This is a genomic window from Streptomyces tailanensis, assembly GCF_008386495.1.
In the GTDB taxonomy this organism is placed as follows: Bacteria; Actinomycetota; Actinomycetes; order Streptomycetales; family Streptomycetaceae; genus Streptomyces; species Streptomyces tailanensis.
Genome location: NZ_VTHJ01000042.1, coordinates 21,359 through 38,012 on the forward strand (window position 1 = coordinate 21,359; position 16,654 = coordinate 38,012).

13 protein-coding genes are annotated in these 16,654 nt (G+C 71.3%); 4 read left to right on the top strand and 9 right to left on the bottom strand.

Annotated features, from left to right (window positions below; translation table 11 throughout):
• Positions 1–2 precede the first annotated feature (2 nt).
• The 3 genes from F3T56_RS29215 to F3T56_RS29225 form a co-directional block, all read right to left on the bottom strand.
• The gene (locus tag F3T56_RS29215; protein WP_149828365.1) at positions 3–794 is read right to left on the bottom strand and encodes an SDR family oxidoreductase; all 792 of its coding nucleotides are present in this window, start codon (positions 792–794) and stop codon (positions 3–5) included.
• Between the two features lie 55 nt (positions 795–849).
• The gene (locus F3T56_RS29220; RefSeq protein WP_149828366.1) at positions 850–1,107 is read right to left on the bottom strand and encodes an EF-hand domain-containing protein; all 258 of its coding nucleotides are present in this window, start codon (positions 1,105–1,107) and stop codon (positions 850–852) included.
• Between the two features lie 123 nt (positions 1,108–1,230).
• Positions 1,231–3,315 (bottom strand): SpoIIE family protein phosphatase, encoded by a 2,085-nt coding sequence (locus tag F3T56_RS29225; protein ID WP_149828367.1) that lies wholly within the window; start codon positions 3,313–3,315, stop codon positions 1,231–1,233.
• Positions 3,316–3,546: 231 nt separating this feature from the next.
• On the opposite strand from F3T56_RS29225, the gene F3T56_RS29230 reads away from it, so the two are divergent.
• Entirely contained in the window at positions 3,547–6,087 is a 2,541-nt protein-coding gene (locus F3T56_RS29230) for a SpoIIE family protein phosphatase (protein WP_425473645.1), read from the top strand.
• Here F3T56_RS29230 and F3T56_RS29235 read toward each other — a convergent pair.
• Both F3T56_RS29235 and F3T56_RS29240 read right to left on the bottom strand, forming a co-directional pair.
• Positions 6,041–6,535, bottom strand: coding sequence for an SRPBCC family protein (locus F3T56_RS29235; protein WP_149828368.1), 495 nt, complete (start codon positions 6,533–6,535; stop codon positions 6,041–6,043). The two genes, F3T56_RS29230 and F3T56_RS29235, sit on opposite strands and share 47 nt — an antisense overlap.
• The gene (locus F3T56_RS29240) at positions 6,532–6,906 is read right to left on the bottom strand and encodes an ArsR/SmtB family transcription factor (protein ID WP_149828369.1); all 375 of its coding nucleotides are present in this window, start codon (positions 6,904–6,906) and stop codon (positions 6,532–6,534) included. The genes F3T56_RS29235 and F3T56_RS29240 overlap by 4 nt, the downstream gene beginning before the upstream one ends.
• 102 nt (positions 6,907–7,008) lie before the next feature.
• Between F3T56_RS29240 and F3T56_RS29245 the strand changes: the two genes are divergently transcribed.
• On the top strand, positions 7,009–8,508 hold the full coding sequence (locus F3T56_RS29245; protein WP_149828370.1) for a glycoside hydrolase family 3 N-terminal domain-containing protein: 1,500 nt from the start codon (positions 7,009–7,011) through the stop codon (positions 8,506–8,508).
• Between the two features lie 174 nt (positions 8,509–8,682).
• Here the strand turns inward: F3T56_RS29245 and F3T56_RS29250 are convergent, their stop codons facing one another.
• Positions 8,683–9,990, bottom strand: a complete 1,308-nt coding sequence (locus tag F3T56_RS29250; protein WP_149828371.1) for a glycoside hydrolase 5 family protein — start codon at positions 9,988–9,990, stop codon at positions 8,683–8,685.
• A gap of 8 nt (positions 9,991–9,998) precedes the next feature.
• Between F3T56_RS29250 and F3T56_RS29255 the strand changes: the two genes are divergently transcribed.
• Both F3T56_RS29255 and F3T56_RS29260 read left to right on the top strand, forming a co-directional pair.
• Positions 9,999–11,018, top strand: a complete 1,020-nt coding sequence (locus F3T56_RS29255) for an N-acetylglucosamine kinase (protein ID WP_149828372.1) — start codon at positions 9,999–10,001, stop codon at positions 11,016–11,018.
• A gap of 123 nt (positions 11,019–11,141) precedes the next feature.
• Entirely contained in the window at positions 11,142–13,355 is a 2,214-nt protein-coding gene (locus F3T56_RS29260; protein ID WP_149828373.1) for a glycoside hydrolase family 3 N-terminal domain-containing protein, read from the top strand.
• On the opposite strand, the gene F3T56_RS29265 is transcribed toward F3T56_RS29260, so the two are convergent.
• The 3 genes from F3T56_RS29265 to F3T56_RS29275 are packed head-to-tail and all read right to left on the bottom strand — an operon-like array spanning position 13,345 to position 16,609.
• On the bottom strand, positions 13,345–14,220 hold the full coding sequence (locus F3T56_RS29265; protein WP_149828374.1) for a carbohydrate ABC transporter permease: 876 nt from the start codon (positions 14,218–14,220) through the stop codon (positions 13,345–13,347). The two genes, F3T56_RS29260 and F3T56_RS29265, sit on opposite strands and share 11 nt — an antisense overlap.
• Positions 14,217–15,233 (bottom strand): carbohydrate ABC transporter permease, encoded by a 1,017-nt coding sequence (locus tag F3T56_RS29270; RefSeq protein WP_149828375.1) that lies wholly within the window; start codon positions 15,231–15,233, stop codon positions 14,217–14,219. Before F3T56_RS29270 ends, F3T56_RS29265 begins: the two co-directional genes overlap by 4 nt.
• Positions 15,234–15,235: 2 nt before the next feature.
• Complete coding sequence (locus F3T56_RS29275; protein WP_172639191.1) at positions 15,236–16,609, bottom strand: extracellular solute-binding protein; 1,374 nt, start codon at positions 16,607–16,609, stop codon at positions 15,236–15,238.
• Positions 16,610–16,654 lie beyond the last annotated feature (45 nt).

Sequence of the window (16,654 nt, forward strand, 5' to 3'; positions counted from 1 at the left end):
GGCTAGGCGAAGCCGCCGTTGCTCATCAGGAGTTGGCCGTTGACCCACTGGCCCTGTGGGGAGCAGAGGAAGTCGACGAGGTGGGCGGCGTCCTGGGGGGTGCCGAGGCGGTTCAGCGGGGTCCGGCCGAGGATGTACTCGCGGCCTTCGTCGGTCATCCAACCGGTGTCCACCGGCCCCGGGTTGATGACGTTGGCGGTCACGCCCAGGTCGGCGAACTCGTGCGCGGCGGCCAGGGTGATGCGGTCCAGGGCGCCCTTGCTCGCGCCGTAGGGGAGGTTGCCGACGGTGTGGTCGCTGGTGAGGCTGATGATCCTGCCGCTGCCCGGGGTGGCCGCGAACCGGCGGCCGTACTCGCGGACGAGCAGCCAGGTGGCGCGCGCGTTGACCGCGAAATGGCGGTCGAAGCTCTCGACGGTGGTGTTCAGCAGGCCGGAGTCGACCGATTCGCAGTGGCACATGACGAGGGCCGTGACGTTTCCCAGCCCGCGTTCGACCTCGTCGAAGACGCGGGCCGGGGTCTCCGGGTCGGCGAGGTCCGCCTCGACGGCCAGGGTGGCGGCACCGCACTCGGCGAGGGCGTCGGTGATCGCCTCGGTCGCGCCGGACTCGATGCCCCAGGCCATGCGCTTGTCGTAGGGCGTCCAGTAGGTGAAGGCGATGTCCCAGCCGGATGCCGCCAGTTGGCGGGCGATGCCCGCACCGATGCCGATCGTGCGGCCCACGCCGGTGAGCAGAGCGAGGGGGCGGGCGGAGGAAGGGGAGGGCTGGCCGTGGTCGGAGTTCGTCGTCACGGTCCAGGATCGTTCATGATCGGGATCGGCTCGGCAACCGTATCTCGCGGCCGGCTCAGTGCCAGCCGAAGCGGCGGTCGACGACCGCGGCGAACTCCTCCAGGGTCAGTACGGCGTCGCCGTTCTGGTCGGCGGCGTCGAAGAGGGCCGAGGAGGCGTCGGTGTCGCCGACTCCCCAGAACGGGAGATCCCCCGACGCGGCGAGGGACGGACCCTTCGTACGCAGGGCGTTGATCACCTCAGCGCGGGTCAGCGTGCCGTTCTGGTCGAGGTCGAGTGCCTCGAACAGTCTTCGGGCCTTGTCGCTTGGCATAGGGTTCTCGTCCTCTTCCTCGGCGGGTGGGTGAGCGGGCGGGGCGGATGGGTCCGCCTGCCCGGCTCACGAACGACAACGATTCCTCGCCCACCCCGGTTCCCCGCCGCCGTACGGCAGGGCCTACAGGGCCCGGGCGATGAGGAGGGCGACGTCGTCGTGGTCGTCGGAGTGGCGCAGGCCGTACAGCAGCAGGTCGCAGGTTTCCTCCAGGGAGTGGGGGGGTTCGTCGAGGAAGCCGAGCAGGGCGCTCAGGCGGTCGTCGAGGGGGTGGTACCGGGTCTCCACGAGGCCGTCGGTGTAGAGGACCAGCAGGTCGCCGGGGTCGAGGCGGGCCGTGGTCGTCTCGAAGGCGATGCCGCCGACGCCGAGCGGGGCGCCGGTGGGCAGGTCGAGCAGCGTCGGGGAGCGGCCGGGGCGGGCCAGCGCGGGCGGCATGTGCCCGGCGTTGGCCATGCGGCACTGCCTCGTGACGGGGTCGTACACCGCGTAGAGGCAGGTGACGATGTAGTGCTCCAGATCGCAGGTGATCTTGTCGAGGTGCTGGAGCACCGCTTCGGGGTCGAGGTCGAGGTCCGCGTACGCACAGGTCGCGGTGCGCAGTCGGCCCATGGTGGCGGCCGCGTCGATGCCGTTGCCCATGACGTCGCCGACGACCAGGGCGGTTCTGTCGTCGCTCAGCGGGATGACGTCGTACCAGTCGCCGCCGACCTCGCTGGTGGCCTGGGCGGGCTGATAGCGGGAGGCGAGTTCGAGACCGGTGTGCCGGGGCGGGTGGTCGGGCAGGAGACTGCGCTGCAGCGTGAGCGCGGTGTTGCGCACGCTCTGGAACCAGCGCGCGTTGTCGATGGCCACGGCGGCGCGACCGGCCAGCTCGGCGGCGAGGACGACATCGTCGTCGTCGAACGGCAGCGGGTTGCGGGTGCGTTTGAGGTCGAGGGCGCCGAGCACCTCGCCGTGGGCGATCAGCGGTACGGCGAGATACGAGTGGACGCCGGCGCGGGCCAGCAGGGAGCCGGCCTCGGCGTCCCGGGCGATGCGCGGCAGATCCTGGTCGCCGACGTGGCGCACGAGGACCGGCCGGCCGGTGTGCACGCACAGCGTGACCAGGCGGTCGCCGTCGTAGGCCGCGAGGTCACCGGGCGGGTCGGCGGCATGCAGCGCCACCGTGGGCTGGGCCGCCTTGAGCGCGAGGGCGCGGAAGAGCTCCGGGCCGTTGTCCGGTCTGCGGGAGCGGCGGCAGGCCAGCGCGGAGTCGAGGACGTCCACGGCGACCACGTCGGCGAGTTGCGGGACGGCGATCTCGGCCAGCTCGCGGGCGGTCTCCTCCACCTCCAGCGTCGTCCCGACGCGGGTGGAGGCGTCGGCGATGAGGGCGAGCCGGCGCCGGGCCCGGTCGGCCTCGGCGGCCGCGCGGTGCCGTTCGGTGACGTCGACGACCGAGGTGGCCGCGCCGAGGACCCGTCCGCCGGGGTCCTCCAGCCGGTAGAAGGAGAGCGACCAGGCGTGCTCGTGGTCGGGGTCGGTCGGCGGGCGGCCCACGTGGTACTGGTCGAGCAGCGGGGTGCCGGTGGTGAGCACCTGACGCAGCGCGGACTCGATGGTTTCGATGTCGGGCAGGGACAGGGCCTCCCCGAGATGACGGCCGACGTGGTCCGTGGCGGGGATGCCGTCGATGCGTTCCAGCGCCGGGTTGACCAGGAGGTACCGCAGGTCGGGGTCGAGCAGGGCCAGGCCGATCGGGGACTGGTTGATCAGCCGCTCGCACAGCGCGAGGTCCGTCTCGACGCGCTGGAGCAGGGTGTGGTCGGCGGCGATGCCCAGGGCGTAGACGTCCCCGAGGTCGTCCTGGAGCCGCATGTTGCGGAACTCCATCAGCCGGCTGCCGCCGTCCTTGTGCCGGATGGGGAAGGCGCCCGCCCAGCTCCGGCCGGTCTCCAGCACCTCCGCGAACAGCCTGGCCACCGCCTTCAGATGCTCGGGATGGATGAACAGCCGTGCGGCGTACTTGCCGAGGGCCTCCTGCGCGGTGTACCCGAAGAGATCCTCCGCCTGCGGGGTCCAGAACACGATGCGGCCCTCGGAGTCGACGACCATGGCGGCCACGCTCAGGACGTCCAGCAGACCGGTGGGCGGGGGCGTGGGCGGCCCGGACTCGGGGATCGGGCCGTGCGCATCGTCGGCGGACCGGAAGGATTCGGCTGTCATACCGGTACCACCTCCACCGCTGCGCGGGATCCGGCGGCTTCCGGTGACCTGCGTCGGCGTCGCCGCGATCCCGGGTACCGACCATCCGCACTTCCATGCTGCCCCCGGTCCGGTATGTCCGGAAACATGGAGCATCTCTACGTATTTCGCCGCATCTCGACGGCGGGCCCGCCGGGGCCGTGCGCAAGGCGCGGACAAGCAGGACCATGGTCGTGTAAAGGACGGCACCGAATGACATCCATGGACCCTGCGCGAGAAACATCCGGCGGGCCGGCGCCCGCGGGGCCGCGCGATCTCCTCGACGCGTCCACCGACGCGGCGGCGGTCGTGTCCGCCGCGGGCGTCGTGATCGGCTGGACCCGGGGCGCCGAAGCACTCCTCGGCCACCCGGCCGCCGAGGTGGTCGGCGGGCCCGCCGCGCGGCTGGTGGCGCTGCCCGCGGACCCGGCGAGAGCGGCCGGGGTCGCCGCGCGCTGCCGTGCCGGAATGGGCTGGAGCGGCCTCATCCCCGTACGCCACCGCGACGGCCGGATCATCGACGTCGACCTGCGGGTCTCCGCGTCCTTCCACATCGGCGGCGACGAGTGCTTCCTGGTCTCGGCGCGGGAACTGCGGCAGCGGTGGACGGCGGGCCGGTCCGTACTCGACGGGTTCCTGGCCCGCGCCCCGGTCGGCATGGCCGTGATGGACCCGGACCTGCGCTACGTGTGGCTGAACGACACCCTCGAACGATTCGGCGGTGTGCCTCGTGAGCAGCGGCTGGGGCGTCGGCTGAGCGAGCTGCTGCCCGGACTCCAGGCGACCACCCTCGAGGGGCTGATGCGCCAGGTCCTGGAGAGCGGAGTCCCGGTCACCGACTACGAGTACATGGGCTGGAGCTGGGCCGACCCCCACCGCCAACGCGCCTACTCCACCTCGTTCTTCCCCCTCGTCGACGCCGACGACGCCGTCACCGGCGTCTGCTACCTGGTCCAGGACGTCACCGAGCGGTGGCACGCCCGCCGGCTGCTGTCGCTGGTCAACGAGGCCGGGGCCCGCGTCGGCACCACCCTGGACGTGATGCGCACGGCCCAGGAGCTCGCCGACTTCGCCGTGCCCCGCTTCGCGGACTTCGTCGTCGTCGACCTCCTGGAACCCGTCCTCAGCACCGAGGGCCACGGCGCGTGGCTGACCGACGCCGGTCCGGCCCCCGCCAGGCCGGTGATGCGCCGCGCCGGAATGAGCTCGGTGCGCGAGGGCTGCCCGGAGGCCGTGGCACGGGTCGGGGACAGGGCCGGCTTCTTCCCTCCGCAGCACGGCGTGAACCTGCTCATCGACGGCGAACCGATCCTCATGCCCGTCCTCGACCCGTCCGACGACCTGTGGGCCGTCGAGCAGCCCGAGCGGGCGGAGAGCATCCGGAAGTACGGCCTGCACTCCCTCATCTGTGTGCCGATGCGCGCGCGGAACACCGCCCTCGGACTCACCACGTTCGTACGGTCGCTCAATCCCGTCCCGTTCCAGCCCGACGACGTCCTGCCGGCCCGGGAACTCGTGGCGCGAGCCGCGCTGTGCGTCGACAACGCCCGCCGCTACACCCGGGAACACACGGCGGCGGTCACCCTGCAACGCAGCCTGCTGCCCCAGGCGTTGACGGGCGGAACGGCGCTGGAGGTGGCCTCCGCCTATCTGCCGGCCGACCCGACGGACGGGGTGGGCGGCGACTGGTTCGACGTGATCCCCCTGTCCGGGGCCCGGGTGGGCCTGGTCGTCGGCGACGTGGTCGGCCACGGCATCACCGCCGCGGCGACCATGGGCCGACTGCGCACCGCCGTACAGACCCTGGCCGACATGGAGATGCGGCCCGACGAACTGCTGGCCCACCTCGACGACCTCGTGCTCCGGCTGAGCGAGGAGAAGCCCGACGACGGGGCGGCCGACCGCGGCACCACCGCGTTCCTCGGGGCGACCTGCCTCTACGCCGTCTACGACCCGGTCACCGGGCGCTGCACGATGGCCCGGGCCGGTCACCCGCCGCCCGTCGTCGTCGCCCCCGATGGGCGGGTGTCCTTCCCGGAGCCACCGGCCGGGCCTCCGCTCGGGCTGGGCGGCATGGCGTTCGAGGCCACCGAGATCGAACTCGCCGAGAACAGCCTGATCGGCCTCTACACCGACGGCCTCATCGCGGGCGCCGACCACGACATGGAGCGCGGCATGTCCCGGCTCGGCGAGGTACTGGCCCGGTCCGCCGCCGACCCCGGCACCCTGTGCGCCTCCGCCGTGCGGCAACTCGTGCCCGTGCCGCAACCCGACGACATCGCCCTCCTCCTGGCCCGCACCCACATGCTGGGCGCCGACCACGTCGTCTCCTGGGACGTGCCCGTGGACCCGGCCGCCGTCGCCGACGTCCGGGCCCGGGCGACCCGCCAGGTGGTGGCCTGGGGGCTGGGGGAGCTGGCCACGACGACCGAGCTCATCGTGAGCGAGCTGGTCACCAACGCGATCCGCTACGGCACCCCACCCCTGGGGCTGCGCCTGCTCCGCGACGCCCGCCTGACCTGCGAGGTCTCCGACGCCAGCAGCACGGCTCCCCGGCTGCGGCACGCCCGGAGCATGGACGAAGGCGGCCGCGGTCTCTTCCTGGTGGCCCAGCTCAGCCATCGATGGGGGTCCCGGTACACGGCGAACGGGAAGATCATCTGGGCCGAGCAGGAGATCGAGCAGGAGATCGAGCAGGAGGGCCGGTTCACCCCTCGGCGAGAAGGCCGTCCATCTGCCCGACCGCCTGCTTGAGGCCTTCCTCCATGCCCATCTTCGCCAGCTGCTCCATCTGCTCCCGGGTGTCGAAGACGGACCGGATCTCCATGTGGGTGCCGGCGCCGTTCTCGTGTCGGGTCAGCCGTACCTGCGTGGTGGTGGTCGGCATGGTGGCACTCGGGGTGCCGTCCGCGTCGGCGAAGCCGTCGGTGAACTCCAGGGACGTCGGCGGGGCGATCGACGTGACACGCCACCAGCCACGGTGCTTGTCGCCCTCGGGGCCCGTCATGAAGTAGGTGACTTCGCCGCCCGGCGTCAGGTCGTGGGCCTCGACGGTGGCCGGGTAGGTCGGCGGTCCCCACCAACGCTCCAGCCGACGCGGGTCCGCCCACAACTGCCACACCTTCTCGACCGGAGCCGCGAAGTCCGCGATCAGAGTGAGGGTGAGGTTGTCGAAATCCTTGTCCACGCTGGTCACGCTCATCTGTTCTGTCCCTCTTTCGGGTCGGTTTCTTCCGTACGGGGGTCCTGCGTGAGCAGATCGGCCATCCGCTCCACTCTGCCGCGCCACAGGGACTCCAGCTCGTCGAGCGCCTGCCGGGCCCGCGCCACCGCGTCGGGCTCCGTGCGGACGAGCTGCTCCCGCCCCCGCCGCTGCTTGCTGACCAGCCCGGCCCGCTCCAGCACCGCCACGTGTTTCTGCACCGCGGCGAAGCTCATCGGGTAGGCGGCGGCCAGGTGCGAGACCGACAGATCGCCCTGCACGCAGCGCCGCAGTATGTCCCGGCGCGTGGTGTCCGCCAGGGCATGGAAGAGCCGGTCCAGGCTTCCGTCGGTTCCGTCATCTACAACCATTTGGTTGTACGTTAGCGACATGGGGGCGCTCTGTAAACCGCCGTGGGCCCAGCCGCTGAAGTTTTGAATCACTCAGCCGTCTATCTGTTGACTTTCGGCTCGATGAGCCAGAGGATTCCCGGGGTGACCCTTCCCTCCCACGCCCTGGACGAGGCCGCACACCGCTGTCTGGTCGCCGGCTTCGGCGGCACCACGACCGTCCCCGACACCCTGAAGCGGCTCGTCGACCGCGGACTGGGCGGGGTCATCCTGTTCACCCGCAATGTGCGGGACGCCGACCAGGTACGCGAACTCACCGCCACGCTCAGGGCGTTGCGCCCGGACCTGCTGGTGGCCATCGACAACGAGGGCGGCGGCATCGGCCACCTGGTCGGCGCGGGCGCCCCCGAGGTGCCCGGTTCCTGGGCCCTCGGCGTCGCCGACGACCCGGCGCTCACCGCGGCCTGCGCCGACGCACTCGCCGGGCACCTCGCCTCGCTCGGCATCACCGTCTCCTACGCCCCGGTCGCCGACCTCCAACGGCGCCCCGAGAACCCGATCGTGCGCACCCGCGCCTTCGGCGCCGACCCCGAATTGGCCGCCAGGCACCTGCGCGCCTGGATCGCCGCCACCGAGGCACGCGGCATCGCCTCCTGCGCCAAGCACTTCCCCGGCCACGGCGGCACGGTCACCGACAGCCACCACGAACTCGCCGTCGACCCACGGCCGCACGCCGATCTCGACCTCGCCCCCTTTCGGGCGGCGATCTCCGCAGGCGTGCCGATGCTGATGAGCGCCCACGTCGTCTTCCCGGCCCTGGACCCCGACCGCCCCGCCACCCTCAGCCCCCGCATCCTGGGCGACCTGCTCCGGGGCGAACTCGGCTTCGACGGTGTGCTGGTGAGCGACGCGCTGGAGATGAAGGCCATCGCCGACCGCTACGGCGAGGCCGCCGGCGCCCGCCTCGCCCTCGCCGCCGGCGCCGACCAGGTCATCGTCGCCGTACCGGACCTCGGCACGACCCTCGCCTGCCGGGACGCCGTCCGCGACGCGCTGGCCGCCGGGGACCTGGCCGAGGACCGGGTCGCGGAGGCCGCCGCACGCGTACTGCGCCTCGCCGAGCGATACGCGGCACCGACCGCGGCGGATGCCGTGGCTCGCTGGGACGAGGGCGCCGGGCTGGAGGCGGCGCGCCGGGCCGTACGCAGCCGGGGTCCGCTGCCGCCGCCCGTGCCCGGCGCCCACGTCGTCGACCTCTTCCCGTCACCGCATCCCGCGCTCAACTGGGGCGGCGAGGACCTCCTGACCGAACTGCACGCCCTCGACCCGACCGCCACGGGGACGGCCGTAGCCGGGGAGCCGGGGAACGTGGATGACACGGACGCCGTGGTGGCGGAGGCGCTGAGCGCGGCCGAGGGGCGCCCGATCGTCGTCGCCGTCTGCGATGCCGGGCTGCACCCCTGGCAGCGGCGACTGCGCGCCGCACTGCTGGCCGCACGGCCCGACGCGGTACGGGTGTCGACAGGGCTGCCGGAGCCGGGGGACGAGGACACCGTCCACACGTACGGGCGGGGCCGGGCCAATCTCCGGGCGGTGGCGGAGGTGCTGGCGGGGGCGCGGTGACGGGGGCGATTCGGTGGTGCGGCGATGGGGTGCCCCGGAGGCGATGATTGGCAGATCTGTTCCGGGGACACGCCGCGAACGAGGCGCGCCGCCGGAACAGATCTGCCAATCACCGAGTGCCCACGGGCCGCCCCAACGGCTCGCGGCCCTCCCGGCACGGGACGGCCGCCCTCCTCATCCCGCCTGTACCAGCTCCTTGATCCCCCGGGCCGCGAGGTACTCCATGTCCTCCGCCCGGTCCTCCAGAACCACCGCCGGACGCGCCCCCTCCGTCCGCAGCCGTATCCACGTCTCGAAGAAGGCGCCGCCCGGACCGGATACCGAGCGGGTCGCCGGGGTGCAGTCCAGGACCAGGGCGGTGTCTCGGACCGGCACGGAACGCGACGGCTCGGCGCGCAGTTCCGCCACCGTCTCGGCGAGGGCGTGCGCGATCGGCTTGCGGTGGCCCGTCGAGTCGAACAGGCCCAGCGTGTACTCCAGTTCGGGGAAGTCGGCGAGGGAGCGGTCCACGTCGTGGGAGCACCACCAGGTCACGCCCCACAGGCCCGTGCAGTCCGCCGCGTTCAGCAGGGTCGCGCGGGCGAAGCCGGGCGCGTCGGCCGCCGGGATGTGCGGCTCGGGCGCGCCGGTCTCCTGCACCCAGACCGGGCGGGCGGGGTCGGTCGCGTACGCCTTGGCCAGCTCGGTGCCGTACTCGGCGAGGTGCCGCACCTGCGGGGAGCGGGGGCCGTAGCGGCGGGCGCAGTCGGCGGAGAACACCCAGGGGTGCACGGTTGTCACATCGCCCTTGCGGGCCGAGGCCTCGGGGGTGAAGGGGTGGTCGTCGCCGTACCAGGCGGCGTCGTACGCGGAGTGCGTGACCAGGCCGCCGCCCTCACCCAGCCCGTCCCTGGCCGCCGCGAGCAGCGTGTCCAGGTAGTGGTCCACCTCGGCAGCCGTCACCGGGTTGTGTTCCACCAGGTTGTTGAGTTCGTTGCCGAGCTGGAGGCCGATGAGGTTCGGGCGGCCGGTCAGGGCACGGCCGAGCGTGCGCAGCAGGGCCGCCTGCGCCTCGATCGCCTCGGGGTCGGTGAACACATTGCGGTGGTGCCAGCCGCGCGTCCACTCCGGGTAGAAGTCGAAGCTCGACAGATGGCCCTGAACGCCGTCCACGACGACGTCCAGGCCGCACTCGGCGGCGATGTCCACGAGCCGGCAGAGCTGGTCGACGACGGCGGCACGGATCAGGGTGCGGTTGGGCTGGAGGAGTGGCCACAGGTGGAAGACGCGTACGTGGTCGAAGCCCAGCCCGGCGATCTGCGCCAGGTCCTCCCGCGCCTCGCGCGGGTCGAAGTCGTGCCATGCGTGAAACCAGCCGCGGCGCGGGGTGTAGTTGACGCCGAAGCGAAGTTCGGGAGCGGGCGGGGGCGTGCTGATGGCGTCCTCCTCGGGGCCTCGGAAAACTCCTGGGACCTTGTCTGGGGCGAATGTATCAACCACCATGGACGACAATGAATAGTGATTTGAACCAAGACCTCGACATCGACCTCGTGGTCGGTCTCGACGCCGGCGGCACCCGTACCCGTGCCGTCGTGGCGGACGCGCGGGCAGGTCGTCCACGGGGTGAGGGCATGGCCGGGCCGGGCAACGCCCTGACCGTCCCGGTTCCGGAGCTGACCGGTCACCTCGCCGAGGCGATCGGGCGGGCCGTGCCCGAGTCGCTGCGTGGCCGGGTGGTGGCGGTGGCGGGCGGGTTCGCGGGCGCGGCGCGCAGTCCTGCGGACGAGCCGGGCCGGGTTCGGGCGCGGGGCGCCCTCACCGCCGCGCTGGGCCGACTCGGTATCGCCCCGCGTTCGGTCGAGACCTACAGCGACATCGAGGCCGCGTTCGCCGGAGCGCCCGGTCACCCTGCCGACGGGCTCGCCCTGGTCGCCGGTACGGGTGCCGTCGCGGCTCGGATCGCCGGCCGGGTGCTCGTCGCGACCTCCGGTGGCGACGGGTGGCTTCTCGGGGACGACGGGGGTGGGTTCTGGATCGGGCGTGGTGCGATACGTGCGGCGTTGCGGGCGGCGGATGGGCGGGGGCGGGGGACGGTGCTGGCGGCGATGGTCGGGCGGGCGCTGGAGCTGCCGGGCGACGTGCTTCCGCAGGAGGGGTACGGCGATGGGGGCGACCTTCGCTGGACTGCGGCTCAGCGTGCCGCTTACCGGGCGTGCTTGCTTCCCGCCGTCATGGGGCGTCCGCCGACCGACCTCGCCGCGTATGCGCCGCTGGTCAGTCGGGCTGCCGAGGAGAAGGACGTGGTTGCCGAGGGGATTCTTCGGGAGGCGGCCGACGCTTTGGCCGACATGGTGGCTGCGCTGGCTCCCCGGGAGGGTGAGCCGCTTGTTGTCACCGGTGGGCTGCTTGCCCCTGGGGGGCCGCTGTTGACGCCTCTGAATGAGCGAATGGCTCATCTCGGGCTCGTGATTGCTCCGGTGGTCGATGGCTGCGATGGCGCTGTTGCCCTGGCTTGTGAGGGGCTTGATTAGGTCGTAGTTCGGCTGCGGGCTTGTTGTGGCTGGTCGCGCAGTTCCCCGCGCCCCTATCGGGGCGCTGCAGTTGCCCCCAGTTCGAAGCGCCCCGCCCCTCACTACTCGAAGGACCTCGCCCCCGTGCCCACCACCCCCCTCTACCGCACCCCCACCGCCCCCCTCCCCACCCGCGTCGCCGACCTCCTCTCCCGTATGACCCTCCGTGAGAAAGTCGGCCAGCTCAACCAGCGCATGTACGGCTGGGACGCCTACCGGCGCACCCCCGACGGCGGGTTCGAGCTCACCGAGGCCCTCTACGCCGAGACCGAGCGCTTCGCCGGGCTCGGGGCGCTGTACGGGCTGATGCGGGCCGATGCCTGGTCCGGTGTCGAGTACGGCACCGGACCCGATGCCGCGAGCAGTGCCGGACTCGCCGACATGGTGCAGCGGCATGTCGTCGAGCGCAGCCGGCTCGGCATTCCGGCACTGTTCGTCGAGGAGGTTCCGCACGGGCACATGGCACTCGACGGCACGGTTCTCCCCGTCAATCTGGCCGTCGGAGCCACCTGGGATCCCGACCTCTACGAGCGGGCCGCGGCCGACGCCGCCGCCGAACTCCGCGCCCGCGGTGGCCATGTGGCGCTCGTCTCCGCGCTGGACATCGTCAGGGACCCGCGCTGGGGCCGTACGGAGGAGTGCTTCGGTGAGGATCCGTACCTCGCGGGACGGCTCACCGAGGCGCTGGTCAGGGGGATGCAAGGGGAAGGGGAGCGGTTCGCCGCCGACAAGGCCGCCGTCGTCCTCAAGCACTTCGCCGGGCAGGGCGCCACCGTCGGCGGCCGCAACTCCGCCGAGTCCGAACTCGGCCCGCGCGAACTGCACGAGATCCATCTCCCCGCCGCCCGCGCCGGGTTCCGTGCCGGGGCCGCCGCCGTCATGGCCGCGTACAACGAGGTCGACGGACTGCCCTGCTCCGGCAATCGCGCCTTGCTCACGGGGCTCCTGCGCGACAGTTGGGGGTTCGAGGGGCTGGTGATGGCCGACGGTCTCGCCGTGGACCGGCTGGCACGTATCACTGGCGACAAGGTCTCCGCCGGCGCCCTCGCTCTCAACTCCGGTGTCGATCTGAGCCTGTGGGACGAAGGCTTCACCCATCTGGAGGAGGCGGTCGAGCGGGGGCTGGTGAGCGAGGAGGCGCTCGATGCCGCGGTCGGACGGGTGCTGCGGCTCAAGTTCCGCCTCGGGCTGTTCGAGGAGCACAGTTCGGTGACATCGCCGCCATCGGGCTACGGCCGAGAGGTGAGCACCGCCCTCGCCCGAGCCGCCGTCACCCTCCTCCGCGACGACGGCGGCATCCTGCCCATCCCGGCGACCGTCTCCCGTATCGCCGTCCTCGGTCCGCAAGCCGCCACCGTCGCCCACCAGTCGGGTGACTACACCGCCCCGCAGCGCCCCGGCACCGGCGCGAGCGTGCTCGACGGGCTGCGGCGGCTCGCCCCGCCAGGCACCGAGATCCGCCACGTCCGGGGCTGCGCCCTCACCGGCGGCGACCTCTCCGGCATCCCCGAGGCGGTCGCCGAGGTCGCCGCCTCCGACCTGGCCGTGCTGGTACTGGGCGGCAGCAGCGCCCGTACACCCGACACGGAGTTCGACGCCAACGGGGCCGCGCTCACGGCCGTGTCCGAGATGACCTGCGGCGAGGGCGTCGACCTGGCCGGGCTGCGGCTCGGTGCCGCCCAGTACGCCCTCCTGGACGCCGCCGTGGCGACGGGCACGCCGACGGCGGTCGTCCTGGTCCAGGGCCGCCCGCACGTCGTCCCCGACCGGGAGGCCGCACTACTCACCGCCTGGTATCCGGGGCCGTGGGGCGGCGACGCGATAGCCGAGGTGCTGCTGGGGCTCGCGGAGCCGACCGGACGGCTTCCGGTCTCCGTGCCGCGCTCCGTGGCCCAACTCCCTATCTACTACAACCACAAGGACACCGAGTACGGCGGCTACGTGGACGAGAGCGCCGAGCCCCTCTACTCCTTCGGGCACGGGCTGTCGTACACGAGCTTCGAGTACGGCACGCCACGCCTGTCCGGACGTACCGTCGAGGTCGACGTCACCAACACCGGGAAACGACACGGGCGTACGGTCATCCAGGTGTATCTCCGCCGACTGCTCACCTCCGCATGGCCGCGCACCCTCGAACTGGCCGCGTTCGAGGGTGTCGGCCTCGCGCCGGGCGAGCGCCGCACGGTCTGCCTGGCGTTCGAAGTGCCCCTCGGGGTGAGCACCGCCGAGATCCGTGTCGCCGAGTCGTCCCGGGCGGCGCTCACCGCCGTACCCGTCGTCCTGGACCTCAGAGCTTGACGGCCCCTGACGAGACGCCCTTGTAGAACCACCGCTGCGTGATCACGAACAGGACCAGTACCGGGATCACGGAGATCACCGAGCCCGCCATCACCAGCCGCTGGTCGTAGCCGAAGGACGAGGACTGCAGGCGGGCGAGGCCCAGTGTCAGCGTGAAGTGGTCCTCGGTGCGCAGCACGATCAGCGGCCACAGGAAGTCGTCCCAGGCGCTGATAAAGGTGTTGATCGTGACGACGAGGATGGCTCCCCACGCGGACGGCAGATACAGATAGCGGAATCTCTTCCACTCGCCCGCGCCGTCCAGCATCGCCGCGTCCTCGATCTCGCGCGGGACGGCGAGGAACGCGGCCCGCATGATGAGGACGTTGATGGCGGCGACGAAGCCGGGCAGCCAGACACCGGCCAGGTTGTCGACCAGGCCCAGGTCGCGGATGCTCAGGAACAGCGACACCATGATCGACTCGAAGGGGAACATCATGGACGCCATCAGCAGCACCCACACCAGCTTCCGGCCCCGCCAGGAGGGCTTGGAGAGCATGTAGCCGGCGAGGGTGGAGAAGAGCAGCTGGCTGCCGACCGACAGAACGACGACGATCGTGCTGTTGCGGATGTACGTCCACACCGGGACCTGGTCGAACACCTGCCGGTAGGCGTTCAGGGTCGGCTCCCGGGGGATCAGTGAGGCCCTCGCGCCGAACACGTCCTCGCCGACGCCCTTCAGGGACGACAGCAGCTGCCAGACGAGCGGGCCGATGGTGATGCCGAGGATGAACAGCAACAGCAGGTAGCGCACGATGAGTTCGCGGGGGCGGCCGTAGTCGCGCCAGCGGGGCACGAACCGGCGTTTGGCGACAGCCGTCGTCATGCCTCGTCCTCCTTCGTCAGCCGCTGTGCGAGCAGCGTGAGGCCCAGGGTGAGTACGAAGAGGGCGACGCTGACCGCCGAGCCGTAGCCGGCGTTGCCGGTGAGCGGGTCGAGGGCGACGTCCCGGATGTAGAAGGGGAGGGTGCGGTCGGCGCCGCCGGGGCCGCCGGTGGCACCGCCGAGCATGTAGATCTCGGTGAAGACGCGGAGCGAACCGATGCCGGTGAGGGTGCCGACCAACAGCATCGACGTACGTACGCCGGGCATGGTGACGTGCCAGAAGCGGCGAATCGCGCCCGCGCCGTCCACCGCGGCCGCCTCGTGCAGCTCCTTCGGGACGTTTCCGAGCGCGGCCAGGTAGAAGATCATGTACCAGCCGAGGCCCTTCCACAGCGTCAGGCCCATCGCGGAGAACAGGATCAGCCAGGAGTCGGAGAGGAAGGGGATGGCCTCGCGGATGATGTGGGCCTTCTGCAGCCACGTGTTGACCAGGCCCTGGTCGCTCAGCAGCCACTGCCAGCTCAGGCCCACGACAACGCTGGAGGCGAGGACCGGCGTGTAGAAGGCGGAGCGGAAGAAGCCGATGCCGGGGAGGTTCTTCTCCACCAGTACGGCCAGCACCAGCGGCAGCAGCACCATCAGCGGGACCACGATCAGCGCGTACAGCACGCTGTTGCGGGTGGCGAGCCAGAAGTCGGAGTCGCCCAGCAACCGTGTGTAGTTGTCCAGGCCCACGAAGGACGCGGCACCGCCGAGCGGTTTGGCGTCGGTGAAGGACAGCAGCAGCGTGTTGAGGAACGGGTAGACGCCGAAGACGGTGACGCCGATGATCGCCGGTGCCATCCACAGCCAGGGCAGCCACCAGCGGCGGTAGAGCGCGGCGCCGCCCGCGTCGGCGGTGGGTCCGGGCTTGATGGCCCGGAGCAGGCGGCGCCGGCCGTTCGGTTCCCCGGGGCGGGGGCCGCGGGGAACCGCGACCCCCGATTCCTTGGTGGGGGAGGAGAGGGTGGTCATGCTCAGCTGCCCTGCTCGATCAGCTCGTTGGCCTTCTTCTGGGCCTCGTCGAGGGCGTCCTGGGCGCTCTTCTTGCCCTGCATGGCCAACTGGATCTGGGCCGAGATGGCGTTCAACCCCCCAGGTGTGAGGGCGATTTCGTCGGCCGTGGCGGTCTTGCGGTCACTGGCCACGATCTTGCGGGCCTCGGCGAAGGGATCACTGCCCTCGACCGACTGGAAGAACGGGTCGTTCAGGGACTCCGTGGTGGAGGGAAAGATGACCACGTTCGGGTCCTTCGCCCACTCCAGCTGGTTCTCGGCGTTGGTCAGGAACTGTGCGAAGGACAGCGCGGTCGTGGCGTTCTTGCTGGTGGAGGCGACACCGATGTACTGCGGGGCGCCGACGGTGTGGCCCAGGTCGTCCAGCATGAAGCGGGCGACACCCGTCTCCTTGTAGACGCTCGGGTTGTTCTGCTGGATGAAGCGCAGGAAGTTGGGGTTCGTCGGGCCGTAGACCAGCTTGCCCTGGCCGTAGACGTTGGCCGGGTCCTGGGTGGAGGAGAGCGAGTCCCTGGGCATGCCCCCGGCCTTGTAGAGCTTCGTCATGGCCTCGACCCACTGCACGGTCTTCGGGTCGTCGGCGAAGGTGAACTTCTTGCCGTCGGCGGACAGGATCTGGATGTTCATCTGCTGCCAGTCGGCCGGGATGCGATGCTGCGGGTTGGCGAGGAACGCGTAGTACTCGCCGTCCGAGGCCTCGGCTATCTTCTGGGCGTCCTCGAACAGACCGAGCACGGTCGTCGGAGGTTTGGCCGGATCCAGGCCCGCCTTCTTCATCAGCTCGGTGTTGAAGGTCTGCACGATTCCGCCGGAGTACCAGGGCAGCACACTGTGCACCTCGGTGCCGTCGGCCTCGGCGTACGTGCTCGACTTCCACATCGCCGGAGTGAACGGCTTCCCCGAGTCCGGGGCCTTCTCGTCCAGATTGAGCAGATAACCGCTCTTGGTCAGCGCGATCGCCGTGTTGACGTTGATGTTCACCACGTCCGGCAACGTGCAGCCCTGCGCGTCCGCGACCAGCCGCTGGGTGAACGTGGCGTCGCCCGGGTCGTCGACCCACTTGACGTTTGTGTCGGGGTGAGCCTTCTCGAAGGCCTCGATGACACCGTCGAAGTAGCCGCTGAAGTCCTTCTTCAAGTTGGTGGTCTGGAAGGTGATGCTGCCCTTCACCTCGCCGGTGAGCTCGCCGGACCCGACGTTGCCCTTGTCCACCTCGCAGCCGCCCGCCGTGGCGGAACCGTCGTCGGACCCGCCGCCGGACAGGCCACAGCCGGCGGCCGTCAGCGACAGAACGACGAGACAGGCCAGGGAGCCGGACAGTCTTCTCACACACATGGGGTGTCCTCCTGCGACCAGTTGTTGGATCAAATCACCAACTTG

What these genes read in the sequence shown, in the direction of transcription:
- F3T56_RS29220 (WP_149828366.1), bottom strand. Translation starts at nt 1,107, where the DNA reads ATGCCAAGCGACAAGGCCCGAAGACTGTTCGAGGCACTCGACCTCGAC.
- F3T56_RS29225 (WP_149828367.1), bottom strand. Translation starts at nt 3,315, where the DNA reads ATGACAGCCGAATCCTTCCGGTCCGCCGACGATGCGCACGGCCCGATC.
- F3T56_RS29230 (WP_425473645.1), top strand. Translation starts at nt 3,547, where the DNA reads ATGACATCCATGGACCCTGCGCGAGAAACATCCGGCGGGCCGGCGCCC.
- F3T56_RS29235 (WP_149828368.1), bottom strand. Translation starts at nt 6,535, where the DNA reads ATGAGCGTGACCAGCGTGGACAAGGATTTCGACAACCTCACCCTCACT.
- F3T56_RS29240 (WP_149828369.1), bottom strand. Translation starts at nt 6,906, where the DNA reads ATGGTTGTAGATGACGGAACCGACGGAAGCCTGGACCGGCTCTTCCAT.
- F3T56_RS29245 (WP_149828370.1), top strand. Translation starts at nt 7,009, where the DNA reads ATGAGCCAGAGGATTCCCGGGGTGACCCTTCCCTCCCACGCCCTGGAC.
- F3T56_RS29250 (WP_149828371.1), bottom strand. Translation starts at nt 9,990, where the DNA reads ATGGTGGTTGATACATTCGCCCCAGACAAGGTCCCAGGAGTTTTCCGA.
- F3T56_RS29255 (WP_149828372.1), top strand. Translation starts at nt 9,999, where the DNA reads ATGAATAGTGATTTGAACCAAGACCTCGACATCGACCTCGTGGTCGGT.
- F3T56_RS29265 (WP_149828374.1), bottom strand. Translation starts at nt 14,220, where the DNA reads ATGACGACGGCTGTCGCCAAACGCCGGTTCGTGCCCCGCTGGCGCGAC.
- F3T56_RS29270 (WP_149828375.1), bottom strand. Translation starts at nt 15,233, where the DNA reads ATGACCACCCTCTCCTCCCCCACCAAGGAATCGGGGGTCGCGGTTCCC.
- F3T56_RS29275 (WP_172639191.1), bottom strand. Translation starts at nt 16,609, where the DNA reads ATGTGTGTGAGAAGACTGTCCGGCTCCCTGGCCTGTCTCGTCGTTCTG.